Annotated in this window: 14 protein-coding genes and 1 pseudogene; 11 read left to right on the forward strand and 4 right to left on the reverse strand. The window is 75.3% G+C overall.

Going from position 1 to position 26877, the window contains the following annotated elements:
- Positions 1-60: 60 nt before the first annotated feature.
- The 8 genes and pseudogenes from BJP25_RS36105 to BJP25_RS09465 form a co-directional block, all read left to right on the forward strand.
- Positions 61-9972: pseudogene (locus tag BJP25_RS36105) on the forward strand (type I polyketide synthase); the annotation flags it as partial.
- A 141-nt stretch (positions 9973-10113) separates the two neighbouring features.
- Positions 10114-10869 (forward strand): alcohol dehydrogenase catalytic domain-containing protein, encoded by a 756-nt coding sequence (locus BJP25_RS09435; protein ID WP_084793823.1) that lies wholly within the window; start codon positions 10114-10116, stop codon positions 10867-10869.
- On the forward strand, positions 10857-12083 hold the full coding sequence (locus BJP25_RS09440) for a cytochrome P450 (protein ID WP_075974455.1): 1227 nt from the start codon (positions 10857-10859) through the stop codon (positions 12081-12083). The genes BJP25_RS09435 and BJP25_RS09440 overlap by 13 nt, the downstream gene beginning before the upstream one ends.
- Before the next feature lie 85 nt (positions 12084-12168).
- Complete coding sequence (locus tag BJP25_RS09445) at positions 12169-13056, forward strand: phosphatase PAP2 family protein (RefSeq protein ID WP_075974456.1); 888 nt, start codon at positions 12169-12171, stop codon at positions 13054-13056.
- A 128-nt stretch (positions 13057-13184) separates the two neighbouring features.
- A complete protein-coding gene (locus tag BJP25_RS09450; RefSeq protein ID WP_075974457.1) occupies positions 13185-14078 on the forward strand; it encodes a 3'-5' exonuclease in 894 nt (297 codons plus the stop codon).
- A 132-nt stretch (positions 14079-14210) separates the two neighbouring features.
- Positions 14211-14747, forward strand: a complete 537-nt coding sequence (locus tag BJP25_RS35305) for an Lsr2 family DNA-binding protein (protein WP_075974458.1) — start codon at positions 14211-14213, stop codon at positions 14745-14747.
- Between the two features lie 163 nt (positions 14748-14910).
- The gene (locus BJP25_RS09460; protein WP_075974459.1) at positions 14911-16254 is read left to right on the forward strand and encodes a DUF4041 domain-containing protein; all 1344 of its coding nucleotides are present in this window, start codon (positions 14911-14913) and stop codon (positions 16252-16254) included.
- On the forward strand, positions 16251-16835 hold the full coding sequence (locus BJP25_RS09465; protein WP_075974460.1) for a DUF2510 domain-containing protein: 585 nt from the start codon (positions 16251-16253) through the stop codon (positions 16833-16835). The genes BJP25_RS09460 and BJP25_RS09465 overlap by 4 nt, the downstream gene beginning before the upstream one ends.
- A 4-nt stretch (positions 16836-16839) precedes the next feature.
- On the opposite strand, the gene BJP25_RS09470 is transcribed toward BJP25_RS09465, so the two are convergent.
- Positions 16840-17787, reverse strand: coding sequence for a prenyltransferase/squalene oxidase repeat-containing protein (locus BJP25_RS09470; RefSeq protein WP_075974783.1), 948 nt, complete (start codon positions 17785-17787; stop codon positions 16840-16842).
- Positions 17788-17965: 178 nt separating this feature from the next.
- On the reverse strand, positions 17966-18820 hold the full coding sequence (locus BJP25_RS09475) for an SDR family NAD(P)-dependent oxidoreductase (RefSeq protein ID WP_198943405.1): 855 nt from the start codon (positions 18818-18820) through the stop codon (positions 17966-17968).
- Positions 18821-18883: 63 nt separating this feature from the next.
- Here BJP25_RS09475 and BJP25_RS09480 point away from each other — a divergent pair, with 63 nt between their 5' ends.
- Positions 18884-19804, forward strand: coding sequence for a helix-turn-helix transcriptional regulator (locus BJP25_RS09480; RefSeq protein WP_233158012.1), 921 nt, complete (start codon positions 18884-18886; stop codon positions 19802-19804).
- 144 nt (positions 19805-19948) lie between these two features.
- Positions 19949-20851, forward strand: coding sequence for a cutinase family protein (locus tag BJP25_RS09485; RefSeq protein ID WP_075974463.1), 903 nt, complete (start codon positions 19949-19951; stop codon positions 20849-20851).
- A 127-nt stretch (positions 20852-20978) separates the two neighbouring features.
- On the opposite strand, the gene BJP25_RS09490 is transcribed toward BJP25_RS09485, so the two are convergent.
- The gene (locus tag BJP25_RS09490) at positions 20979-22568 is read right to left on the reverse strand and encodes a S8 family peptidase (RefSeq protein ID WP_075974464.1); all 1590 of its coding nucleotides are present in this window, start codon (positions 22566-22568) and stop codon (positions 20979-20981) included.
- A 341-nt stretch (positions 22569-22909) separates the two neighbouring features.
- On the opposite strand from BJP25_RS09490, the gene BJP25_RS09495 reads away from it, so the two are divergent.
- Positions 22910-25837 (forward strand): ATP-binding protein, encoded by a 2928-nt coding sequence (locus BJP25_RS09495; RefSeq protein ID WP_233157979.1) that lies wholly within the window; start codon positions 22910-22912, stop codon positions 25835-25837.
- A 135-nt stretch (positions 25838-25972) separates the two neighbouring features.
- On the opposite strand, the gene BJP25_RS09500 is transcribed toward BJP25_RS09495, so the two are convergent.
- On the reverse strand, positions 25973-26857 hold the full coding sequence (locus BJP25_RS09500) for a LysR family transcriptional regulator (RefSeq protein WP_075974785.1): 885 nt from the start codon (positions 26855-26857) through the stop codon (positions 25973-25975).
- Positions 26858-26877: the final 20 nt, after the last annotated feature.

Genomic DNA, 26877 nt, shown 5'->3' on the forward strand with positions numbered 1-26877 from the left:
AGGGGACGGTGGCGGCCTACCGCGGACGGGTGAATCGCCTTGACCAAGCCAGCCGAGAACAACGAGCAGAAGCTCCTGGAGTACCTCAAGCGCGTCACCGGTGACCTGCGCCAGACCAAGGCGCGGCTCGCCGAGCACGAGGAGCGCGCCGCGGAGCCCATCGCCATCGTGGGGATGAGCTGCCGGTTCCCCGGTGGGGTGTCCTCGCCGGAGGAGCTGTGGGAGCTGGTCGCGGCCGGGCGCGACGCGGTCGGGGACTTCCCCGCCGACCGCGGCTGGGACACCGAGGCGCTCTACGACCCCGACCCCGACCACCAGGGCACCTCCACCACCCGCTCGGGCGGCTTCCTCTACCAGGCCGCGGAGTTCGACCCGAGCCCGTTCGGGATCTCCCCGCGGGAGGCCACCGCGATGGACCCCCAGCAGCGGCTGCTGCTGGAGGCCACCTGGGAGGTCTTCGAGCGGGCCGGGCTCGACCCCCGCTCGACCGCCGGGTCCGACACCGCGGTGTTCATGGGCTCGGGCTACCAGGACTACGCCACCCGCATCTTCAGCGCGGGCGGGGAGTCAGACGGGCACCTGGGCACCGGCAACGCCGCCAGCGTCATCTCCGGCAGGCTCTCCTACGCCTTCGGGTTGCAGGGGCCCGCGGTGACGGTCGACACCGCGTGCTCGTCCTCGCTGGTGGCCCTGCACCTGGCCGCCCAGTCGCTGCGCCGGGGCGAGTGCTCGCTCGCCCTGGCGGGCGGGGTGATGGTCATGTCGACGCCGACGGCGTTCGTGGAGTTCTCCCGGCAGCGCGGCCTGGCCGCCGACGGCCGGTGCAAGGCCTACTCCGACGACGCCGACGGCACCGGCTGGGGCGAGGGCATCGGCGTGCTGCTCGTGGAGCGGCTGTCGGACGCGCGGCGCAATGGGCACCGGGTGCTCGCGGTGGTGCGCGGCACGGCGGTCAACCAGGACGGCGCGTCCAACGGCCTGACCGCCCCCAACGGCCCGGCCCAGCGCCGGGTCATCCGCCAGGCCCTGCTCGACGCGGGCATCTCCGCCGCCCAGGTCGACGCCGTGGAGGGCCACGGCACCGGCACCACCCTCGGTGACCCCATCGAGGCGCAGGCCCTGCTCGCGACCTACGGCCAGGAGCGGGACACCCCCCTCTGGCTCGGGTCGTTCAAGTCCAACGTCGGCCACACCCAGGCCGCCGCGGGCGTGGGCGGGGTCATCAAGATGGTGATGGCGCTGCGCAACGAACTGCTGCCGCGCACACTGCACGCGGGCACCCCGTCGTCCAAGGTGGACTGGACGGCGGGGGCCGTGCGGCTGCTCACCGAGCCGGTCGCCTGGCCCGCGGGGCAGCGCCCGCGCCGGGCGGGCGTGTCGTCCTTCGGCGTGAGCGGCACCAACGCGCACGTGATCGTCGAGGAGGCGCCCCCGGCGGAGCCGGAGCCCGCCGAGCAGGCCACCCCGGCCACCCCGCCCGCGCACGTGTGGGTGGTCTCGGGCACCAGCGCCGAGGCCGTGCGCGGCCAGGCCGCCCGCCTGCTCCCGCTGGCCGCGGCGGGCACCGACCTCGCGGGCGTCGGCCGCGCGCTGCTCACCACCCGCGCCGCCCTCGACCACCGCGCCGCCGTCGTCGCCACCGACGCCGAGGGCCTGCGCGCCGGGCTCGCCGCCGCGGCCGACGGCTTCGCCGCGATCGCGGGCGAGGGCAAGCCCGGCAAGCTGGCGTTCCTGTTCTCCGGCCAGGGCTCGCAGAAGGCGGGCATGGGCCGCGAGCTGTACGGTGCCTTCCCGGTGTTCGCGGAGGCGTTCGACGCCGCGTGCGCCGTGCTCCCCGCGGGCATCAAGGACGTCGTCTTCGACCCCGAGTCGGACCTGCTGACCCAGACCGGCTGGACCCAGCCCGCCCTGTTCGCCGTCGAGGTGGCCCTGTTCCGGCTGCTGGAGTCCTGGGGCGCCACCCCGGACTTCGTCGCGGGCCACTCGATCGGTGAGGTCGCCGCCGCGCACGTGGCAGGCGTCCTGTCGCTGGCGGACGCGGGCACGCTCATCAGCGAGCGCGCCCGGCTGATGCAGGCGCTGCCCACCGGCGGGGCCATGGTGGCGGTGCAGGCGTCCGAGGAGGAGGTGCTGCCGCTGCTGTCGGACACCGTCGGCATCGCCGCCCTCAACGGCCCCGAGTCCACTGTGGTCGCCGGGGCCGAGGACGAGGCGCTGCGTGTCGGCGCCCACTTCGCGGCGCTGGGCCGCAAGACCACCCGGCTCACGGTCAGCCACGCCTTCCACTCCCCGCTGATGGAGCCGGTGCTTGAGGAGTTCCGCGCGGTCGCGCGGTCGCTGACCTACCACCAGCCCAGCATCCCGGTCATCTCCGCCGGGGACATCACCTCCGCCGACCACTGGGTCGAGCACGTCCGCTCGGCCGTCCGGTTCACCGACCAGCTCGCCGCCCTGCGCGAGCGCGGTGTCCGCACCGCCGTGGAGGTCGGCCCCGGCGCGGTGCTCACCGCGCTCGCCGGGCACGACGCCTACGGCATCAACGCCGTCCCCGCCCTGCGCACCGACCGCCCCGAGGTGGTGGCCGCCGTCAGCGCGCTCGCGGGCCTGCACGTCGCGGGCGTGGCCGTCGACCTGACCGGCTACCTGGGCGAGCAGCACCCGGTCGAGCTGCCCACCTACGCCTTCCAGCGCAAGCGGTTCTGGTACGAGCTGCCCGAGCGCGACACGACCGCCGACCCGGTGGACGCGGAGTTCTGGGCCGCGGTCGAGGCCGAGGACCTGGGCTCGCTGGGCCTGTCGGCCGACCCGGCCCTGGCCGCGGTGCTGCCGCGGCTGTCGGCGTGGCGCCGCGCCCGCCGCGAGCGCGCCGAGTCCCGCGACTGGCGCTACGACACCACCTGGACCCCGGTGCCCACCGGCGGCGCCCCCGACGGCACCTGGCTGGTGCTCGGCGGCGACGAGCGCGCCGGGGTGCTGGCGAGCCTGGCCGCCGTCGGCGTGGACGCCGTGGCCGCCGAGGTCGACACCCTCGACCGGCACCCCGGTGCCGCGGGCGTGCTGGCCGTGCAGCCCGCGGCCGCCGAGCTGGTCACCCTGCTGGCGCGGATGGCCGAGGCGCTGCCCGACGCCCGGCTGTGGGCGCTGACCTCCGGCGCGGTCTCCACCGGCGCCGACGACCCGCTGACCCACCCCGAGCGCGCCCAGGTCTGGGGCCTGGGCCGGGTCGCCGGGCTGGAGCTGCCGCGCCGCTGGGGCGGTCTGGCCGACCTGCCCGAGGGGTTCCCGGCCGAGGCCGTCGCCCGGCTGGCCGGGGCCCTGACCGGCGGCGAGGACCAGCTGGCGATCCGCGACACCGCGTTCGCCCGCCGCCTGACGCCCGTCACCGCGCCCGGCGCCGCCACGCCGTGGACCGCGCGCGGCACCGTCCTGGTCACCGGCGGCACCGGCGCCCTGGGCGGGCACGTGGCACGCTGGCTGGCGGGCGCGGGCGCCGAGCACCTGGTGCTCACCAGCCGCCGCGGGCCCGACGCGCCCGGCGCCGCCGCGCTGGTGGCCGAGCTGGCCGACCTGGGCGCCCGGGCGAGCGTCGTGGCCTGCGACGTCTCCGACCGCGACGCCGTCGCCGCCCTGCTCGACGGCCTCGACGACCTCACCGCCGTCGTGCACACCGCGGGCGTCGCGGACGCGGGGATGCTGGCCGACACCACCCCCGAGGAGTTCACCCGCGCCACCGCGGGCAAGGCCGCGGGCGCCACCCACCTGCACGAGCTGCTCGGCGACCGGGAGCTGGACGCGTTCGTGCTGTTCTCCTCCATCGCGGGCGTCTGGGGCTCCGGTGGCCAGGCCGCCTACGCCGCGGGCAACGCCCACCTCGACGCCCTCGCCCTGCACCGCCGCGCCCGCGGCCTGGCCGCCACGGCGGTCGCGTGGGGCCCGTGGGGCGGTGGGGGCATGGTGGCCGACGGCGACGACGAGGAGCGCCTGCGCCGCCGCGGCCTGCGCCCGTTCACCCCCACCGCCGCCGTCGCCGCGCTGGCCGAGGCGCTGGCCGACGGCGCGACCACCCGGGTCGTGGCCGACGTCGACTGGCCGGTGTTCGCCCCGCCGTTCACCGCCGCCCGCCCCAGCCCGCTGCTGTCCGCGCTGCCCGCGCTCACCGAGGACGACCCCGCGCCCGCCGCGCACTCCTCGGAGCTGGCCAGGGAGCTGTACGCGCTGGCCCCCGACCGCAGGCACAAGCGCCTGGTCGACCTCGTCCGCGGCCACGCCGCCCGGGTGCTCGGCCACGACGACGTCTCCGGCGTCGCCGCGGGCAAGCCGTTCGCGGAGCTGGGCATCGACTCGCTCACCGCCGTGGAGCTGCGCAACGCCCTGGTCACCGAGACCGGCCTGGCGCTGCCCTCGACGCTGGTGTTCGACTACCCGACCGCCGACGCCATCGCGCTGCTGCTGGCCGCGGAGTTCACCGGCGCCACCGCCACCGCCGAGCAGGCCGAGGCGGGCACCGCCGACGACGACCCGATCGTCGTGGTGGGCATGGCCTGCCGCTACCCCGGCGGGGTGCGCTCGCCGCAGGAGCTGTGGGAGCTGGTCAGCACCGGCACCGACGCCATCACCGGCTTCCCCACCGACCGCGGCTGGGACCTCGAAGCCCTCTACGACCCCGACCCCGAGCGTTCCGGCACCTGCTACACCCGCGAGGGCGGCTTCCTGCACGACGCCGGGTACTTCGACGCGGCGTTCTTCGGCATCAGCCCGCGCGAGGCCATCGCCATGGACCCGCAGCAGCGCGTCCTGCTGGAGACCTCCTGGGAGCTGTTCGAGCGCGCGGGCCTCGACCCGGTCTCGCTGCGCGGCAGCCGCACCGGCGTCTACGTCGGCTCGGGCTACCAGGACTACATCGGCCGCCCGCTGGAGCTGCCCGAGGGCGTCGACACCTACCTGTCCACCGGCAACTCCGCCAGCGTCGTCTCCGGCAGGCTCTCCTACACCTTCGGCTTGCGCGGTCCGTCGGTCACCATCGACACCGCCTGCTCGTCCTCGCTGGTCGCCATGCACACCGCCGCCCGCGCCCTGCGCGCCGGGGAGTGCACGCTGGCGCTGGCGGGCGGTGTCATGGTCATGTCCGGCACCAACGCCTTCGTCCAGTCCGCCCGCAACCGCGCGCTGTCGGCCGACGCGCGCTGCAAGGCCTTCGGCGCGGGCGCGGACGGCACCGGCTTCGCCGAGGGCGTGGGCCTGGTGCTGCTGGAGCGGCTGTCGGCGGCACGGGCCAACGGGCACCGGGTGCTCGCCGTGCTGCGCGGGTCCGCGATCAACTCCGACGGTGCCTCCAACGGCCTGACCGCTCCCTCCGGCCCGGCCCAGCAGGAGGTCATCCGCGCCGCGCTGGCCGACGCCGGGCTCACCGGCGCCGACGTCGACGTGGTGGAGGCGCACGGCACCGGCACGCCGCTGGGCGACCCGATCGAGGCGCACGCCCTGCTCGCCACCTACGGCCGCGAGCGCACCCCCGAGCAGCCGCTGCACCTGGGCTCGCTCAAGTCCAACATCGGCCACGCCCAGGCCGCGGCGGGCGTCGGCGGTGTGATCAAGATGATCGAGGCGATGCACCGCGGCGTGCTGCCGGTGACGCTGCACGCCGACGAGCCGTCCCCGCACATCGACTGGTCGCCGGGCACGGTCAAGGTGCTCACCGAGAACACCCCGTGGCCCGAGCTCGACCGCCCCCGCCGGTTCGCGGTGTCGTCCTTCGGGCTCAGCGGCACGAACGCGCACGTGGTGTTCGAGATGCCCGAGGTGCCCGAGGAGTCCGAACAGTCCGAAGAGGACACTGTGGCCCCGGCGCCGTTCGACGGCCCGGTCGCATGGCCGCTGTCGGCGCGCTCGCAGGCCGCGCTGCGCGAGCAGGCCGCCCGCCTGCTGGCCGAGCTGCCCGCGGGCGCCGCGCCCGCCGAGGTCTCCCACGCCCTGCTCACCACCCGCACCCAGCACCCGCACCGGGCCGTCGTCGTCGGCACCACCACCGACGAGCTGACCGCCGCCCTGCGCGCGCTGGCCGACGGGCAGCCCGCCGACGCACTCGTCGAGGGCCACGCCGACGCCGAGGGCCGCACGGTGTTCGTCTTCCCCGGCGCGGGCTCGCACTGGCACGCCATGGCCCACGAGCTGCTCGCGACCTCGCCGGTGTTCGCCGAGGCGCTGCTGACCGCGGCCGAGGCGGTGCAGCGCCACGCCGACTTCGACGTGCTCGCCACCCTGCGCGGCGAGCCGGGCGGTCTCGACATCGACCGCCTCGACGTCAACCAGCCCGTCCTGTTCGTGGTGATGGTCGCCCTGGCCGCGCTGTGGCGCTCGCTGGGGGTGGAGCCCGACGCGGTCGTCGGCCACTCCCAGGGCGAGGTCGCCGCCGCCCACGTCGCCGGGGTGCTCACGCTCGACGACGCCGCCAGGGTGGTCGTGCACCGCGCCCGCGCCTGGGCCCGGTTGCAGGGCACCGGCGCCATGATGGCCGTCGCGCTGCCCGCCGACGACGTGCTCGCCCGGCTCGCCGCGTGGGGCGGGCGGATCTCGCTGGCGGGGGTCAACGCCCCCACCGCCGTCACCGTCTCCGGCGACACCGACGCCGTGCTGGAACTGCGCGACCAGCTCAAGGCCGAGGGCGTGCGGGTGCGGGTCCTGCCCGGCGCCGACGCCGCGGGCCACTCCGCCCAGGTCGAGAAGCTGCGCGACGACGTCCTGGCCGCCTTCGCCGCGGTGCGCCCGGTGGCCGGGTCCGTGCCGTTCTACTCCACCGTCACCGCCGGGCTGGTGCCCGGCGAGCAGCTGGACGCGGACTACTGGTACGCGAACATGCGCCAGACCGTGCGCTTCGAGCCCGCGCTGCGCGCGCTGGCCGAGGACGGCCACGGCGTGTTCGTCGAGGTCAGCCCGCACCCCATCCTCACCGGCGCCGTGGAGGGCACGCTGCCGGACGTCACCACCGGCGGCCTGCTGCGCCGCGACGACGGCGGCCTGGACCGCGTGCTGCTCTCCGCCGCCGCCTTCGCCGTGCGCGGGGTCGCGGTGGACCTGGGCGCGCTGCTGCCCGAGGGGGTCGGCCGCACCCCGGTCGACCTGCCCACCTACGCCTTCCAGCGCAAGCACTTCTGGCTGGCCAACGCCGCGGTGCCCACCGGCGCCACCGACGAGGCGTTCTGGCGCGTGGTCGAGGACGGCGACGCCGACGCCCTGGCCAAGGAGCTGGAGCTGGCCGACGGCAGCGCGCTGACCGGCCTGCTGCCCGCCCTGGCCGACTGGCACCGCGGCCGCCGCGAGCGCGACGCGCTCGACGCGCTGCGCTACCGCCTCGCCTGGCAGCCGGTGCCCGAGCCCGCCCAGGGCACCGCGCCCACTGGGCACTGGCTCGTCGTGCGGCCCGCCACCGACCGCCCGGCCTGGGCGGACGCGGCGCTGGCCGCCCTGGAGGCCGCCACCCCGGTGTCCGTCGTGGACGTCGCCGTCGGGGAGGACCGCGCGGTGCTGGCCGAGCGGCTGGCCGTCGCGGCGGGGGAGTCGGCCCCGGCGGGCGTGCTGTCGCTGCTAGCCGCCCTGCCGGGGACGCTGCCCGACGCCCCCGCGGTGTCGGCGTCGCTGCACGGCACCACCGTCCTCGTGCAGGCCATGGGCAACATCGAGCTGCGCACCCCCGTCTGGGCGGTCACCTCCGGCGCCGTCCCCGCCGGTGGCGCCCCCGTCACCGACGCCGACGCCGCGCAGGTGTGGGGCCTGGGCAAGGTCGTCGCCCTGGAGCGGCCGCACAGCTGGGGCGGCCTGGTCGACGTGCCGCCCGTCCTCGACGAGCGCGCCGCCGCCCGGCTGCTGGCCGTGCTCACCGGCCTCACCGGGCAGGACGGGCCGGAGGACCAGCTCGCCGTCCGCGACGGCGGGGTGCTCGCCGCCCGCCTGCGCCGCGCCCCCGCCTCGGCCACCCGCCCGATCCGCGAGTACCGCCCGCGCGGCACCGTCCTGGTCACCGGCGGCACCGGCGGCATCGGCGGTCACCTCGCCGCGGCGCTGGCCGAGCGCGGCGCCGAGCACCTGGTGCTCACCGGCCGCCGCGGCCTGGCCACGCCCGGCGCCGCGGAGCTGGCCGCGCGGCTGGGGGAGCGGGGCGTGCGGGTCACCGTCGCCGCCTGCGACGTCGCCGACCGCGACGCGGTGGCCGCGCTGCTGGCCGAGCACGGCACCGACCTCACCGCCGTCTTCCACGCCGCGGGCACCGCCGAGTCCTCCATGCTGGCCGACGTCACCACCGCCGAGCTGGCCGCGCTCGCCGGGGGCAAGGTCGACGGCGCCCGCCACCTCGACGCCCTGCTGGGCGACCGCGACCTGGACGCGTTCGTGCTGTTCTCCTCCGGCGCCGGGATCTGGGGCTCCGGCGGGCAGGCGGGCTACGCCGCCACCAACGCCGCCCTCGACGGCCTCGCCGAGCACCGCCGCACCCGCGGCCTGCGCGCCACCGCGGTCGCCTGGGGCGGCTGGGACGGCGGCGGCATGGCCGACGAGGCGGTCGCGCAGCGCTTCGCCGCGCGCGGCCTGCCGCTGATGCCCGTCGAGCGCGCGCTCGCCTGCCTGTGGAGCGCGCTGGACCGCGACGAGACCACCCTGGTCGCCGCCGACCTGGACTGGACGCGCTTCCTGCCCACCTTCACCATCGGCCGCCCCAGCCCGCTCATCTCCGCGATCCCGGAGGTGCGCGCGCTGGCCGCGGCGCCCAAGCGCGAGGCGGCCCCGGCCGACGGCGACGGCGCCCTGGCCGACCGGCTGCGCGCCCTGCCCCCGGCCGAGCGCGAGGCGGAGCTGGTGGAGTTCCTGCGCGCCCAGGCCGCGGCCGTGCTCGGCCACGACGGCACCGACGAGGTCGGGCCCCGCACGCCGTTCCTGGAGCTGGGCTTCGACTCGCTGTCCGCTGTGGACCTGCGCAACCGGGTCGGCTCGGCGGTGGGCATCAAGCTGCCCGCGGGCCTGGCGTTCGACCACCCCACCGCCGCGGCGCTGGCCGCCCACCTCAGCGGGCAGCTCGGCGGCGCCGCGGCCCCCGCCGAGCAGGCCGCCGCCCCCGCCGGCCTGTCCGACTCGCTGGTCGCGCTGTACGCCAACGCCACCCGCACCGGCCGGGTCACCGAGGCCATGTCCATGCTCGCCACCGCGTCGCAGTTCCGCGACGCGTTCACCGAGCCCGAGGCGGCCACCGGCCGCACCACCCCGGTGCGCCTCGGTGCCGCCGCCGCGCCCGCCGAGGGTGCCCCGCCCGCGCCCACCGTGGTGTGCTTCGCCCCCTACATCGCCCCGGCGGGCATCCAGCAGTACGCCCGCTTCGCCGCCCACCTGCGCGGCGAGCACGACGTGTGGGCGCTGCCCGCGCCCGGCTTCGGCGCGGGGGAGCGGCTGCCCGCCGACATCGCCGCGCTCGGCGCCGCGCACGCCGAGTCGGTGCGCGCGGTCCGCAGCGCGGGCCCGCTGGTGCTCGTCGGCTACTCCTCCGGCGGCTGGGTGGCGCACGCCGTCGCCGCCAGGATGGAGGCCGAGGGCTGCCCGCCCGACGCGGTGGTCATGGTCGACAGCTTCTCCCGGGTGGTGCCGTTCGACCCGGAGTTCCTGCGGTCCATGGGCCACCAGCAGGCCGAGCGGTTCGAGTTCATGACCGCCGCGGGCGACCAGCTCACCGCCATGGGCGGCTACCTGCGCCTGTTCGACTCCTGGGAGACCCCGGAGGTCAGCGTCCCGACCATGCTCGTCCGCGCCCTGGAGCCGATGCCGGGCACCACGCCCGGGGTCGACAGCAGGCCCGCCCCGCCCGAGCACATCAGCACCGTGTTCGAGGTCCCCGGCAACCACTACTCGATGATGGAGGACCACGCCGAGACCACCGCCGGTGCGCTGCGCGCCTGGCTCGCCACCGTCGCCCTGCCGGTCTCCGCCCGGTCCTGAAACCCCCGACGTCGGTCCCGGGGCTCGTCCCCGCCCCGGGACCGACCCTCCCCCCGGGCGCCGCGGCCACCCGCCGCGGCCCGCCCACCGCGCCCACTCGGCGCACCCACCCCGCCCAACCCGACCCTTGCAGGAGCCACCATGTCCAAGTCGCTCTACGAGATCGGTGAGATCCCCGCGCTGGGGGAGGTCCCCGACGAGATGTACGCCACCGTCATCCGCCCGGACCGGTTCGGCGAGCCGGTCAAGGCGATGCAGACCGAGGTCATCGGCATCCCCGAGGTCAAGCCGGGCCAGGTGCTGGTGATGGTGATGGCCGCGGGCATCAACTACAACAACGTCTGGGCTTCGCTGGGCAAGCCGGTCGACGTCATCGCCGCCCGCCAGCGCGCGGGCAGGCAGATGGAGGACTTCCACATCGGCGGCTCGGAGGGCTCCGGGGTGGTGTGGGCCGTCGGCGAGGGCGTCACGAGCGTCAAGGTCGGGGATCACATCGTGCTGTCGGGCTGCGTGTGGGACGAGCACGCCGAGGACATCCGCCTGGGCGCCGAGCCGATGACCTCGTCGTCGCAGTTCGTCTGGGGCTACGAGAACAACTGGGGCAGCTTCGCCCAGTTCACCGTGGTCGAGGACTACCAGTGCCACCCCAAGCCCGCCAACCTGACCTGGGAGGCGGCCGCCTGCTACATGCTCACCGGCGCCACCGCCTACCGGCAGCTGCGCGGGTGGATGCCGAACGTGGTCAACCCCGGCGACCCGGTGCTGATCTGGGGCGGCGCGGGCGGCCTGGGCTCGATGGCGATCCAGATCACCCGGCACTACGGCGGCCGCCCGATCGCGGTCGTCTCCAGCCTGACGCCCCGACCGAGAAGGAGAACCCGACCATGTCCACCCTGACGTCTGGAGGCGCTGTGGCCCCCGGCACCGAGGCGCCCGCCTACCCCACGGACCGGGGCGGCTGCCCGTTCCGCCAGCCCGCCGGGCTGGCCGAGTTCCGCGACCGGGCGCCGGTGGCCCGCGCGACGTTCGCCAGCGGCCGGGAGGGGTGGTTGGCCACCGGGCACGCGGAGGTGCGCGCGATCCTGCGCGACCCGCGGTTCAGCGTCCGCATCCCCGGGTCGCTGCACGAGTCCGCCGACGTGGTCAAGCACCTCCCCGGCCGCGGCAGCCTGCTCTGGCAGGACGGCGAGGAGCACGACAGCGACCGCCGCCTGCTCGCCCGCGAGTTCACCGTGCGCCGGATGAACCTGCTGCGCCCCAACATCCAGCGCATCGTCGACGAGCACATCGACCGGATGCTGGCCGCGCGGGCCCCGGTCGACCTGGTCAAGATGTTCGCCGTGCCGGTGCCCTCCGCGGTGATCTCCGACCTGTTCGGGGTCCCCGAGGACGTCCGCGAGGACTTCCAGTCCGGCGCCGAGGCGATGATGGCCCTCAACACCGACCCCGAGGCGCTGGCGGCGGCGGGCATGCGGGTCAGCATGATCGTCTACCAGGTCATCCAGCGCAAGCGCGCCGAACCGGGCGACGACCTCATCTCCGGCCTGCTCGCCCTGCCCGACCCCGAGGGCGTGCTGACCGACGAGTTCCTGGTCACCATGGCCTCCACGCTGCTCATCGCCGCGCACGACACCACCGCCTGCATGATCGGCCTGGGCACCGCCCTGCTGCTGGACAACCCCGACCAGCTCGCCCTGCTGCGCGAGCGCCCCGACCTCGTCCCCGGCGCGGTGGAGGAGATGCTGCGCTACCTCAGCATCGCCCAGCGCGGCGCCGAGCGCGTGGCCGTCGAGGACGTCGAGATCGCGGGCGTCACCATCAAGGCGGGCGACCAGGTGGCGGTGCACATCCCGGGCGCCAACCTCGACCCGGCCATCTCCGAGGGCGCCGAGGACTTCGACGTCACCCGCCGCCCCACCCCGCACGTGGCGTTCGGGTTCGGCTCGCACCAGTGCATCGGCCAGCAGCTGGCCCGCATCGAGCTCCAGGTGGTCTTCGAGACCCTGCTGCGCCGCCTGCCCGGACTGGCCCTGGCCAAGCCCATCGACCAGATCCCCTTCCGGGACGAGATGGTCTTCTACGGCGTGCACGAGCTGCCCGTGACGTTCTGACCCCGGCCTGCGCGGGGAGGTCGCCCGACCTCCCCGCGCACCGTCCTCTGTGGCGGGTTCGGCCCCGCCGTGGTGCAGTGGAGGGGTGCACCAGCTGACCACACCGGACACCTCCACCGTCGACCGCGCCGCCCGCCGCTGGCTGGGCGTCGCGGTGGGCAGCGCCCTCGCGCTCGTCGCGGTGTACCTGCTGGCGGTGTGGACCAGAGCGGGCCAGCGCTTCGAGAACGCCGCACTGCGCGGTGCCGACGAGGCCGGTTCCCCCGCCCTGACCCAGGCCGACGAGGGACTGGGCGACATCACGGTCACCTCGCTCGCGGTGGCCATCGCCCTGGTGCTGCTCATCGGGTTGCTGCGCAAGCGCGGTGACCTCGCCCTGGCCGCCGCGGGCGTGATCGTCGCGGGCCAGGTCGTCACCCAGGTCCTCAAGCGCTTCGTGCTGCCCCGCCCCGCGCTCGTCCCGGTCGACGGCGATTACGGTCACAACAGCCTCCCCAGCGGCCACACCACGATCGCCATGACGGTGCTCTTCGCCGTGCTGATCGTCGTCCCGCACCGGTGGCGCGGGGTGGCCCTGTTCTTCCTGCTGTCCTGGGCGGTGGCCATCGGCGCCTACACCGTGACGGCCAAGTGGCACCGCCTGTCCGACACCCTCGCCGCCGACGCCATCGCCCTCGGCCTCGCCTGCGCCGCGTCCTGGTGGCTGGCCCGCCGCGGCGCCGTCGCCCCGCACACCGGGCCGCGCCGGGTCCCGCGCGTGCTGATCATCGGCTTCACCGCGGGGGTCGGCGTGCTGTCCCTCGTCCTGGGCGTGCTGCTGTTCGCCCTGGCCGTCGCGAACGAGGGCGTGCGGGCGACCCTCGACGGCAACCCCTACGTCGTCTACCTCGCCGCCAACTCCTTCGCGTCCGCGGGCTCGATCGCCGCCGCCCTGGTGTTCCTGTGGACCTGGCGCCGCCTGGAAGTGCCCTGACCAGGCCCGACCCGATCACCGCCCAGCCCGGTCGGGTGAACCCTGAAACGATCTCCGGAGCCCGAGCGACGATGCCGGCGACCGGGCCGGGCACCGCCCGCGCCACCGAGCCGAACCGATGAGGGCGCATGGGCTTCTTCGACATCTTCCGGCGCAAGGCCACGCCCGCGCCCCCGCGGGCGCCGCACCGCGGACCCACCCCCGAGGGCCCCGGCTTCGCCGTGGTGGACGTCGAGACCACCGGCCTGTCCCCGAACACCCACCGCGTCGTTGAACTGGCCATCCTCCGCACCGACGCCGCGGGTCGCGTGGTGGACGAGTGGGTCAGCCGGTTCAACCCCGACGGCCCCGTGGGCGCCACGCACGTCCACGGCATCACCGCCGCCGACGTCGCGGGCGCCCCCCGCTTCGCCGAGGTGCTGCCGGAGATCACGACCCGGCTGTCCGGCGCGGCGGTCGCGGGCCACAACGTCCGCTTCGACCTCGGCTTCCTGCGCGCGGAGTTCGCGCGGGCCGGGTGGGCGCTGCCCCACCTGCCCGCCGCGTGCACGCTGGAGCACAGCTGGGACCACCTCCCGCACCTGGACCGCAGGCGCCTGGCGGACTGCTGCGCCGCCACCGGTGTCCGGCACGCGGGCGCGCACTCCGCCCTCGGGGACGCCCGCGCCACCGCCGCCCTGCTCGCCCACTACCTCGACCCGCGCTCGGGCAGGCCGCCGGCCCGGGAGCTGACCGACCTGCCCCAGCAGGGTGCGCTCATCACCTGGCCCACCAAGCCCCGCGGCCCCCGCCCGCAACCGTCCACCCAGGACCACGTCCAGCGCAGGATCGCCGCCGCCCAGGCCAAGCCGCCCGCCGAGCCGCTGATGGCCCTGCTCCGGAACGCGCCGCTGGCCGACGCGCTCGACGACGGCGCCCCGCCGGGATCCCTCCCGTACCTGGAACTGCTGGCCGACGTGCTCGAAGACGGCGTGATCACCGACGCCGAGCGCACCGCCCTGGCCGAACTCGCCGCGCTCTAGGACCTGGACGCGGACGGGCTCGCCGCCGCCCACCGCGGCTTCCTGCTCGCCCTCGCGCACCTCGCCCTCGACGACGGTCGCGTCACCAAGGCGGAGAAGGCCGAGCTGACCACCACCGCCGCCCTGCTCGACGTGCCCGCCACGGCGCTCACGGCCCTGCTCGACGCCGCCGAGACCGCCCGCACCGCCCGCCTTTCCGCAGGCCTGAAGCCCCTGCCCGCCCAGTGGGCGCACGGCGAACCACTGCGCGTCGGCGACAAGGTCGCCTTCACCGGCGACAGCGAGCTGCGCGACGAACTGGAGCAGCGCGCCGAACGGCTGGGCGTCCGGGTGATGGGCAACGTCTCCCGCCGCACCGCGCTGCTCGTCACCTGCGGCGACTTCACCGGCACCAAGGCCAAGAGCGCGGCCTCGCTCGGCACCCGGTGCGTGCCCCCGGAGGACTTCGCCGTCCTCTTGGAGCACCTGCAACCCGCCGCCCGCCCGACCCCCGCCCCGCAGCGCACCCCCAAGCTGGCCCCGACCCCGCCCGCGGTCAACGCCGTGGCGGTCCCCACCGTCTCGCCTGCGGAGATGCGCGCGTGGGCGCGCACCAACGGGTACGAGGTGAGCGACCGAGGCCGAGTACCCGCCGACGTTGTCGCGGCCTACAAGGAGGCGCACCCCTGACCGCGCCGCGATCGACGCCCTGGCAGGAGGATTGGGTTTGACTGGATTTGCCATCCTTCGGAGGGCGATGCACTCCTGTGATCGGTGTAACGCCGTACGGGATGCGGCGATGGTCCAGTCCGAGTGGCCCGCAGGCCACGCGGAGCGCTGGGGAGGACGTGCGGTGGGGTTGTTCGGGAACCGGGAGAACCCGGAGGTCGTGGCGCTGCGCCAGCAGGTCGGTTCGGCCGAGGCGACGATCGCCGAGCTGCGCGGGTGGGTGGGCCAGTTGCGCGGCGTGGACGCCTCGGCGCGGGAAGCGGAGCTGCGCGCGCTGCGCTCCGCGGTGGATGCGACGCGGCGGGAGCACGCCGAGGTCGAGCAGCGGACCAGAGACGCTCAGGCCGAGCTGGTCGCAGTGCGCTCCGAGGTCGTCGAGACGCGTGAACTGGCCTTGCTGCAGCAGGTCGGCGTCTACGACTACGCTCACCCGCTTGAGGACGCGCTGGCCTACAAGAACACCCTTGCGGCGCTGCGCAAGCGGGTCAAGGAGATGGCGCGCACCGACGCTGTGTCCTGCCACGTGGACTGGTCTGTCAACGGGTCCGCCAGGGAGGGGCAGAAGCTCGGACGTGACATGGCCAAGCTGATGCTGCGGGCCTACAACGCCGAGGCGGACAACGCCGTCCGCGCGGTCAAGCCGCACACCCGCGAGGCGGTCAAGGAACGCCTGTCCAAGACCCGGGAGACCATCGGCAAGCTCGGGAAGCTGATGTCCATCAGCGTCTCACCCGCCTATCACCGGCTCCGGTTGCAGGAGATCGACCTGACCGCCGACTACCTGGTCAAGGCCGACGAGGAGAAGGAACAGGCCAGGGCCGAGCGGGAGCGGCTGCGGGAGGAGGCCAAGGTGATGAAGGAGATCGAGCGCGAGCGCGCCAAGTTGGCCAAGGAGCGGGCGCACTTCGCCACCGTCGTCACCCGCTTGGAGGCCAGCGGTGACGCCGAGGCGCTGGTGAGGGCTCGTGAGCAGTTGGCGGCGGTGGACGACGCTCTCAGCGGGGTCGACCACCGGGCGGCCAACGTGCGAGCGGGCTACGTGTACGTCATCTCCAACATCGGGGCCTTCGGCCCGGACATGGTGAAGATCGGCATGACCCGTCGGCTGGAGCCGATGGACCGGGTGCGCGAACTCGGTGACGCCTCGGTGCCGTTCCGCTTCGACACGCACGCCCTGTTCTTCTCCGAGGACGCCGTCGCGCTGGAGAACGCGCTGCACCACCGCTTGGCCGACCGGCGCGTCAACGTGGTGAACCACCGGCGCGAGTTCTTCTACGCCACCCCGGCCGAGGTCCGCGACCTGCTGGTGACGCTGGGGGACGACCACGTGCTCGAGTACACCGAGACCGCTGAGGCCCTGGAGTGGCGAGCCTCGTCCCCGGACCGGCGCGCGGCAGGCGCCCCCGCGCTCGTCGGCGCGGGTGTCGATGCCGGTGGCGACGGCGACCTTTCGGACGACGGCGAATGACCGGGGCGGCAGCGGGGGGCAACGGCACGGTCGACCGACCCGCGGGCTGGCTACCCGATCCGCTGGATGACTCACTGATCCGCTATTGGGACGGTCATCGGTGGACCTTCGAGACTGCGGCGCGACACAGTCCCGCACCCCCGCCGCTGCCTGTTGCGCCAGCGGCCGCTGCGCCGGTCCTGCGGGCGGACATCGCCGGAGCGGTGGCTCGCGTGCGCGGTGGCCTGCTGGGCGCCATGAAGGAGGTCAAGCTCCTGGCTGAACACCTCATGCCTGATGAGCAGGTGCTCGCGCTCACGGGCGCGCACGGCGACGGCAGCGGGGTGCTGGTTTGCACCAACCGCAGGCTGCTCTTCTTGTTCATCGGCATAGTTCGGCGCCAGTTCCTCGCCGTCGAGTGGAACGCTGCGAAGGCTGTGGTCTACACCCGGTCGGCCAGGACGTTGCAGGTGTTCACCACGCGGCCGTCCAAGCGGGCTGTCCCCGCGCTGTCCGTGCGGGTCTACGACATCACCGATGCCGAGGCGATCATCAATGCGGCCCAGGCCGCCTCTGCCGCGCCCCGCTTGGACGTTGCCTGACCTGTCAGGTGTTGTCGTCCCACCAGTTCAGGACGCGCTGGGCGTGGAGGGTGAGCCACTTGGAGGGGTGGCCGTCCTCGACGTCGACGTCGAACCAGACGGCGCCGGGGAGCTTGCCCTTCTGCGCCCAGGTGCCGTCTGGTCGGCGCAGGGAGCGGACGTGGGCGATGGCCTCGGCGGCGCGCGGGTCGGGTGGCGTGCCGTCGAGCTGGGAGGCCTGGCGGAAGTAGTCGGTGGCGTTGAGGGTGGTGTAGAGCCAGCGCATGGGGTAGGGGCAGGCGAAGACCCAGTCCCCGACCGGTTCGCCGGTGGACCTGCGGTGGAGGAGGTGGCGCTCCAGCAGGTACTCCTCGCCCGCGTGGCGGGCGGCGCGGGTGTCCGGGGTGCCGCCGGTGGCCTGGTCGTGGGCGAGCAGGCCCTTGAGGGAGTTCAGCGTGGAGTGGAAGGACGAGCGGGTCGAGCCCTCCACCCACTCGCAGTTCCAGCCGCCGTCCGGCAGCCGGTGCTCCACCAGCCAGTCCACGACGCCCCGCACGTCCGCGCCCAGCCACAGCCCGTTGGCGACCGTCATCGCGTTGATGCAGCAGTCGACCTCACCGTCCCAGTAGGGCAGGTCGTCGTACTCCCAGCGGGCGTTCTCGGCCAGCAGGTCCGCGGTGCCGCGCAGCGCGGCCGGGTCCAGTCCCCACTCGCGCAGGGTCACCAGCGACCACGTGGTCGCCGTCCACGGCTGACCCTCCACCTCGGGCTTCTCGGCGGGGAAGTACGCACCGCCCGCCCACTGGCCGTCGGGGTCCTGGTGGGACAGCAGGCGCGCGCCGAAGCCGGTCGTCGCGACCTGGGCGCGCGTCGCCTGCCACACCTCGGGCGGCGCGCCCAGCAGGTCGCGCTGCACCTGCCAGCGCAGCGCGGGGTCGGAATCCAGCAGCCAGGCCGTCAGTCCCTCGTCCACCGGCCGCACACTAGGCGGTGCTCGACGGACCTGCCACCCGCTCCGTTCCCCTACCCGCCACCCGCCCCGGTCCCCCTACCCGCCCCCGCGTCCCCACCCGGCACCGTCCCCGACCTGACACCACGGCCGCCTGCCCCGCGAGGGGTGCCTCCGGCCGCGCGCCACGGTCGGGGGCGGGTCAGAGCGGCCGGTCCGCGGCCGGCTGCGGCGTGGTGAACTCGACGTCCTCGGTGGTGGCGGCCTCGACGCCCGCCTGGACGCGCGCGGACGGCAGCACCTTGGCCAGGAGCAGTTGCAGCGGCATGCGCGCGTGGGCCACGGCCACCGCCCAGCGCGGCGTCCAGATCCGGCTGGTGCGCCGGGCGATCCCGCGGTCGAGCGCGTCGATCGCCGTGGCCAGCTCCGTGGTCGGGGTGAGCGTGCCGCGCGGGCCGAAGAACCGGCGCGCGGCCTCGGTGTCGAAGCCGCGGCTGGTCATCTCGGTGCGCAGCTCCGCGAAGTAGGCCACGCCCACCCGGGCCCCGGTCGGGGCCAGCTCGATGCGCAGGGTGTCGCCCAGCGCCTCGACGGCGGCCTTGGACGTGCTGTAGGCGCCGAGCAGGGGCAGGTGGATAGCGGCCGCCATCGATGAGACGAGCAGGGCGTACCCGCCGGGGTGGGCGATGTGGGGGCCCGCCGCGCGCAGCGTGTGCACGGTGCCGAGCAGGTTCACCCGCAGGGTGGTCTCCAGCACCGATAGGTCGCCGTGCAGCACCGACCACTGCCGGGCGATGCCCGCGTTGGCGACCACGACGTCGAGCCCGCCCAGCTCCTCGACCAGTTCAGCGACGGCCGTGGAGACCGCCGCGGCGTCGGACACGTCGCACTCGCGCCAGGGCGCGGCGCAGTCGCGGGCCACCCCCGCCAGCAGCTCCGGCTCCAGGCCGAGCAGCGCGACCTGGTGGCCCGCGGCGTGCAGCCTGCGCGCCAGGGCCGCGCCGATGCCGCGGGCGGCGCCGGTGATGAGGGTTCGGGTTCCAGGTGACCTCCGCACGCCGACAACGCTAGCATCTACGTACACCAGTGTTCGCAAAGCGGGGGTGGGACGTTGTACGAGGTGTTGGAGCCGGACACCGCGCACGGGCGGGTGTACCGCGCCCTGGTCGCGGCCGGGTCGGCTGACCTCGACGAACTCGCGGGCTGCGCGCGGATGGACCCGGACGCCGTCCGCGCCGTGCTGGACGAGCTGTGCGCCGCCGACGTCGCCAGGGCCGCGGGCGGCACCTGGACGGCGACCTCGCCCGAGCGCACTGTCGCGGCCGTGCTGGTCGCCGAGGAGCGCAGGCGCTCGCGGATGTGGGAGCTGGCCGGGGCGCTCGACGCCCTGCACGGGCGCAGCGCCCGGTCCTGCGCGGCGGCGGTCGAGGTGGGCACCGACGCCGAGCTGGTCGAGTGGGTCGACCGGGTGCAGCGCCACGCCGAGCGGGAGGTGCGCTGGCTCGACCGGCCCCCGCACCCCGGCGGCGCGGCCCGGCTCGCTGACCAGGAGCGGTTGCAGGTGGCGCGGATGAGCGCGGGCGTGCGCTACCGGGTCGTGCACGACCAGCGGGTGACCACCGACCCGGACCGGCTCGCCGCCACCGGCAGGCTGGTGGACTGGGGCGAGCAGGCCAGGGTGCTCGCCGCGCTGCCGGTCGGGCTGCTGCTGGCCGACGACCGGATGGGCCTGCTGGTGCCCGAGCCGGGCCACGGCGGTGCGCTGCTGCTGCACCCGTCCAGCATGCTCACCGCGTTCACCGGGGTGTTCGAGTCGCTGTGGCGGCTGGCGGTGCCGCTCTCGCCAGCGGGCGCGGTCACCGCCGAGGACCGGTCGATCCTGTCGCTGATGGCCAGCGGCGTGCCCGACGAGGCGATCGCGCGGCGGCTGGCGCTGTCGCGGCGCACGGTGGTGCGCCGCGTCGCCGCGCTGTTCGAGCGCCTGGGCGCCACCTCCCGCTTCCAAGCAGGGGTCCAAGCGGCGCACCGGGGGTGGTTGTAGTGGCGCGTCCGGGCGCCCACCCGTGAAGCGGTGCCCACCCGTGAAGCAGTACTGAGCGCGCCACCCCTGGCGCACCTGTGACCGAGCACGACGACGCGGAGCACCCCGGGTGGATGGTGGTGCTCCGAGGACCACGGAGGACCCATGAAATTCACAGCACTGGCCGCGGTGGTGGTGGCGGTCGCGGCGACCGTCACCGCCACCGCGCAGGCGAGCGCCGCGGGCTGCGCGCAGGTCGCGGTCTTCGAGGCCGACGGCTACCGCGGCGGTGAGACCCTGCCGAACTGGCGGGCGTCGGCGTTCAACCGGAACCCGCCCGCGGGGTACCAGATCATCGAGGTGCCCTACTTCGCGGGCGTGTTCCCGGTCGTCGACCGCATGGCGCTCGACGAGTCGGTGGCCGGGGGCGCGGCGAAGATGGAGGCCGCGGTCCGCGCCCACCACGCCGCCTGCCCCGGCACGCACCTGCGGCTCGCAGGCTACTCCGAGGGCGCGCTGGTGGCCGGTGACGCGCTGGAGAAGTTCGCCAGGACCAACGACATCCCGCACAACCAGATCTCCGGCACCCTCTACGGCAACCCGCGCCGGTCCTTCGGCGACGGCGGCCTCGGCGGGGTCGCGGGCGGCATCGAGACCAACCTGCCGACCATCCTGCCGGGGGTGACCATGCGCGGCGGCCGCGACTTCCGCGACGTGGCGGTGCGCGACGTGTGCAACGAGAACGACGGCATCTGCAACTCCACCAACCTGATCACCAACTTCGCCGCGTTCGCCAACGGCCTCTACGGCTACGCCACCGGCGACCACGGCTACGACCTCAACCCCGCCCGCGACACCGGCTCAGGCCAGACGCTGAACCGGCAGGCGCCCAGGCTCCCCTACGGCCCGCCGCTGCCGCTGCCGATCGGCACCCCGTGGCAGATCCAGCAGCTGCTCGGCGTGGGGCCGCGCGCGGCGTCGCAGGGCCTGCTGCCGCCCGCGCTGCCCGCGCAGGTCACCCAGGCGCTCCAGGGCGACCCGTGGTTGCAGCTGATGCTCTCCGCCTGACCAACACCGCCTGATCGCGGACGAGCGCTGAGGGGGCTGCCCACGCGGCAGCCCCCTCAGCGCTTCCCTGGGCAGGGGCGAGACGCCCCACCCGTGCTCAGCGGTGCCAGGTCAGTCAGCGGTCAGGTCAGAACGCCAGCGACCAGCTGTCGATGGTGCCGGTGTCGTAGGTCCACACGTCGGTCACCCGCAGCTTCCACGCCCCGTTCCGGGCCTCGGACGAGGCGTCGACGGTGAACGTCTGGTGCACGCCGGTGCTGCTGTTGGCGCCCCCGGCCTGCTTCAGCGCGTACACCCGACCGGACGGGCCCACCAGGTCGATGGCGAGGTCGGCGGTGTAGGTGTGGCTGATGTCGACCTTCACCGCGGTGGCGGTGGAGGCGTTGCCGGTGCAGTTCGACAGGGTGATCGTCGAGGTGACCGGGGTGTTGTTGTCCGGGATGGACGTGGCGGTGGTGTTCGCGCCACCGGTGCAGGTGGGCGTCGGGGTGTCGCCGCCGCCACCGATGAAACCGGTGTAGAGCAGCTTGTTCGGCGAGCCGGAGCCCGGGTTCTTCACCACGCCGGAGGTCGCGCCGTTGACCAGGGCGTCGCGCACCTGCTGGGGGGTGGCCGACGGGTTGGCCGAAGCGTAGAGCGCGGCCGCGCCGGTCACGTGCGGGGTGGCCATGGACGTGCCGGACATCGACGTCGTGCCACCGCCGTTGCGGGTGGAGGTGATGCCGGTGCCGGGGGCGAAGATGTCCGTGCACGTCCCGTAGTTGGAGAACGACGAGCGGTTGTCCGAGGAGTCGGTGGCGTTCACCGTGATCGCCTCGGGCAGGCGCGCCGGGGAGGTGCCGCAGGCGTTGGTGTTGTCGTTGCCCGCGGCCACGGCGAAGGTGACGCCGGACTGGATGGCGGCCTTGACCGCGTTGTCCACCGAGGTGTCCGCGCCGCCGCCCAGGCTCATGTTCGCCACCGCGGGCTTGACGGCGTTGCGCGCCACCCAGTCGATGCCGCTGATGATCTGGGAGTACTGCCCGGAGCCCTGGCAGTTGAGCACCCGGACGCTGACCAGCTTGACCTTCTTGGCCACGCCGTAGGTGGCCGACCCGACCGTGCCCGCCACGTGCGTCCCGTGGCCCTGGCAGTCCGAGGCGTCGGCGTCGCCGTCGATGAAGTCGTAGCCGTCCTTGGCCCGGCCGCCGAACTCGGGGTGCGCCTTGTAGATGCCGGTGTCCAGGATGTACGCGGTCACGTTGGACGCCCCGGTGGTGGGGTAGGTGTACTTGCCGTCGAGCGGCAGGTTCTTCTGGTCCACCCGGTCCAGGCCCCAGGTCGCGCCGGTCTGGGTGTCGCTCGCCCTGGCGATGCCGTCCTGCTGGACGTAGGCCACGGCCGGGTCGGCGGCGAGCCTGCGCGCGCCCGCCTCGTCCAGCCGCACCGCGAAGCCGCGCAGCGTCGCGGTGTAGGTGGCGCGCACGGTGCCGCCGTACTTGCCCGCCAGCGCCTGCGCCGCCCCGGTCGTCGCCGCGGCGGTGGCCGCGCCGTCCTTGAGGACCACCACGTAGCTGCCCGCCACCGGGTTCGCCGCGGCCAGCACGGTCCCGGTCGGCGCGGGTGCGGTCGGCGCCGTCGGCTGCGCGGTCGCCGGGGCGGCCAGGCCCGCCACCGCGGCCAGCGCGCCGCAGACCACGGCGGTGGCCCTGGCGCGGGTGTCGCGATCGTGTCGCATCGTCGGTATCTCCACTTCGGCAGCGCCGGTGGTGCTCGACCCCGGCGGAGGGCCGCCGGGCAGGGAGGCGAAGGCTGGCGGCCACTCGGGATTCACCCTCCGTTGAGCGTCCGCGGCGGACAATCCGGGTTTCGGTAGGTAGGGCTACGCGACTTTCACCCCGCCCTGGTCAAGGGCCCGCCACCCACCCTGTGTCCTCTCCCGCCACCCACCCTGCGTCCTCTCCCGCCCCCGCGCCACGGCTGCCCGGCACGACGACGGACGAGCTGGCGCCACCCTCCGGGGGGGCTGGCCCTAGGATCGAATCCCTGGTTCGCCACCGCGCCGCGCCGGGAGGTGCCTTGACACGACCGCAGCGCCCGCTGCCCGCCCACGCCAGACCCGGTCCGCCGGTGCCCGCCCACCCCCGGGTCCGCACCAGCTCCCCGGTGCTGGTCGGCCGCGACGAGCAGTTCGGCGTGCTGCGCTCGGTCGCCGCCCTGCACCCGGCGGTGGTGCTGGTCGAGGGCGAGGCGGGCATCGGCAAGAGCAGGCTGCTGGCCGAGCTGCTGGCCGGTGACCTCGGGCCGGTGCTGCCGCTGGTCGGCACCTGCGCCCAGGTCGGGGAGCCGTTCCCGTACGGGGCGGTGCTGGAGGCGCTGCGCGGGGCCGGGCCGCGGCTGGCCAGGCTCTCGGCACCCAACCCGGTCACCGGCGCGCTCGCGCCGCTGCTGCCGGAGATCGCCGAGCACCTGCCGCCGCTGCCGGTGCCCATCGGCGACCCGCGCGCCGAGCGGCACCGGCTGTTCCGCGCGGTGCGCGAGCTGCTGCGGGCGGTGGGCCCGGTGCTGCTGGTCGTGGAGGACCTGCAGTGGGCCGACGACGGCACCCGCCAGCTGCTGCGGTTCCTCATGAGCGACCCGCCCCCCAGCCTGTCCACGGTGGTGACCTACCGCCGCGAGGACCTGCCCGGCGGGCTGCCGCTCGGTGCGGCGTACCGGCCGCCGACCGGGGTGGTCAGCGTGCTGCTGGAGGTCGCGCCGCTGGGCGTGGCGGACGTGCGGGCGCTGGCCGAGGCCATCCTGGGCGCGCAGACGGTGTCGGCGGACTTCGCCGCCCGCCTGCACGAGCGCACCGCGGGCATCCCGTTCGTCATCGAGGAGACGCTGCGGACCCTGCGCAACCCCACCGGCTCCGTGCGCGCCGACGGCGCCACCGCGCGCAGGCTGCTCGACTCGGTGGAGGCGCCGGTGCTGCTGCGCGACGCCATGGCCGAGCGGCTGGGCAGGCTGCCCGCCGACGCGACCAGGGTCGTGCACGCCGCGGCGGTGCTGGGCGCCCCGGCGACCGCCGAGCTGCTGCGGGAGGTCTCCGGCATCCCCGAGCAGCGGCTGCGCCCGGCGCTGACGCACGCGCTGAGCGGGCACGTGCTGCACGAGGTCGGCGCCGACCGCTACGGCTTCCGGCACACCCTGGCCCGCCAGGCGGTCTACGACACCCTGCCCGCCCCGGACCGCACGCACCTGCACGGCAGGGCGGTCGACGCGCTCGACGCGCTGCGCCCGCGGCCGCTGGTGCAGCTGGTGGAGCACAGCGAGCGGGCGGGCCGGTTCACCGAGTGGCTGCACTACGGCGAGTCCGCCGCCGACCGGTCCACCGAGATCGGGGACGCCGCCACCGCCACCTCGCTGCTGCAACGGCTGCTGCGCGCACCCGCCCTGCCCGCCGAGCACGTCGACCGGCTCGCCACGAAGCTCGGCGCCAACGCCTACACCGGCCTGGACCAGCGCGACCCGGCCGAGCTGCTCGAACGCCTGCTGGACGACCCGCGCCTGTCGCTGTCGGCGCGCGGGGAGGTGCGCCTCTACCGCGGGTTGTTGCTGCTGCGCTCGGCAGGGGAGCTGGGCTCGGCGCGCGCGGAGATCGAGCGGGCCGTCACCGACCTCATGCCCGACCGGCCCGACCTCGCCGCGCGCGGCACCGCCGTGCTCGCCCAGCCCTACATCGGCACGGTGCCGCTGTCGGAGGTCGAGCCGTGGCTGGACGAGGCGGACAAGTACCGGGCGGCCACCGACAACCGGGAGCTGTGGCTGTCGCTGATGGCCAACGAGCTCGGCTCCAAGCTGCACACCGGCGCCCCCGGGGTCACCGACCGGCTGGCCGAGCTGCCCGAGGTGGTCGACACCGTGGGCGAGCAGCGCCAGCTCGCCCGCTGCCGCTGCAACGTCGGCGACGCCGCCGCCTACACCGGGCACCTGCGCCTGGCCGACGAGCAGCTGCGCGCGGGCCTGCGGCTGGCCGCGGACTGCAAGGCCACCTTCGTCATGTCCACCGCCCGCGCCACCCGGGCCCGGCTGGACTGGCTGGTGGGGGAGTGGGACGGGCTGGCCGAGCGCACCGCCCGCAGGCTCGACGAGTACCGCGACCTCTACCCGGTGGCCAGCGAGCTGGCGCTGGTCCTGGGCTCGCTGGCGGTGGCGCGCGGGGAGTGGGCGGAGGCGACCAGCTGGTTCACCGAGACCGGCGCGTTCGCCCCGGAGGAGGCCATCACCCAGGTCGCCGTCGCAGGCTGCGCGGGGCTGGCGTGGAACGCGCTGCACCAGGACGACGCCGAGCGCGCCTGCGTGGACGCCGACCGCGGGCTGGCGGTGCTGCGGGTCAAGGGGATCTGGGCGTGGGCCGGGGAGATCGCGCCGGTCGGGGTCGCCGCGCTGCTGGCCGCGGGCCGGGTCGAGGACGCGGCGGCGGTCGTGGTGGAGGTGGCCGACGGCATCGCCGGGCGCGACACCCCGCTCGCCGCCGCCGCGCTCGCCCAGTGCCGGGGCCGGGTGGCCGAGCACGCGGGCGACCTGGTGGCCGCTGCCGCGCACTACGCCGACGCCATCGACCGCTACACCGCCCTGCCCGCCCCGCACCACGCCGCCACCGTCGCCGAGCGCCGCGCGGTCTGCCTGCTGCCCACCGACCCCGAGGAGGGCACGCGGCTGCTGTCGGCGCAGGTCGACGTGTTCGACGGCCTCGGCGCCACCCGGGACGCCGCCCGCTGCCGCCACCTGCTGCGCGAAGCGGGCGGCGGCAAGCCCTCCCGCCGCGGCAGGCGCGGGTATGGCAACGAGCTGTCGCCGCGGGAGTTGGAGGTCGCGCGGTTGCTGGCCGCGGGGCACACCAACCGGGAGATCGCGGAGGTGCTGTTCCTGTCCCCGCGCACGGTGGAGCAGCACGCCGCCCGCGTCCTGCGCAAGCTGGGCGTCGGCTCGCGCGCGCACTTGCAGGCGGAGGACCTGCGCTGACCCACCCCGCTCGTAGTGGTCACCCCACAACGGGGGATCGGCTGCTCACGGGGGGTAGGTCAACCGTCCGAAGAGGACGAACACCACGGCTGTGATTCCCTGCTCCACAGCGACGGCGTGAGGACGGCTTGGGCGTCAGCGGCTCAGCTCGTGGGGTGGCAGGGTGCGGACGAAGTCCAGGAAGCGCGCCGCCGCTGGTGTCAGGTCACCGCCGGTGCGCCACGTCAGGCCGACCGTGCGGCGCGCCGCCGCCGTGGTGAGGGGGATGCCGACCGTCCCGGACAGGCCCGCGAACGGCTCCGGCAGCAGGGCCACGCCCAGCCCGGCGGCCACCAGGCCCTCGATCGTGGCCAGGTCGGCGCTCTCGAACGAGATCGCGGGGGCGATGCCCGCCTCGGCGAACAGGCCCTCCAGCAGCGCCCGGAACCCGAAGCCCTGCGGGGTGGTGATGAACTCCTCCGCCGCCAGCTCCGCCAGCGCCACCCGATCGCGGTCGCGCAGCGGGTGCACCGGCGGCACCACCAGCAGCAGCCGCTCGTCCTGGAGCGGGATCCACCCGTGCCCACCCGGCGGGCGCGGGGAGGTGATGGCGAACTCCGCGGCCCCCGAGCGCAGGTCGTCGAGGATGACGTGGCCGGGCTCCTGGCGCAGCACCACCCGCAGCCGGGGCGCGTGGGCGTGGAAGGCCCGCAGCAGGGCGGGCACCAGCGAGGTCGCCATGGAGTCGAGGAAGGCCAGCCGCACCACACCGGTGTCCGGGTCGAGCCTGCCCGCCAGCTCGGTGCGCAGCTGCTCGTAGCGGGCGGTCAGCTCGCGGGCGGCGGTCACCACGAGCGCGCCGTGCGGGTTGGGCACGACGCCGGTGGGCAGCCGCTCGAACAGCCGGGTGCCCAGCTCCGCCTCGACCCGCGCCAGCGCCCGCGACAGCGTCGGCTGCGCCACACCCAGCGTGGCCGCGGTGTCGGTGAGGTGGCCGAGGTCGGCCAGCGCGGTGATCCAGGCCAGGTCGCGGAGCAGCACGCCGCGCATCATACGTGGCG

Origin of the sequence: Actinokineospora bangkokensis (genome assembly GCF_001940455.1) — a bacterium.
Taxonomy (GTDB): domain Bacteria; phylum Actinomycetota; class Actinomycetes; order Mycobacteriales; family Pseudonocardiaceae; genus Actinokineospora; species Actinokineospora bangkokensis.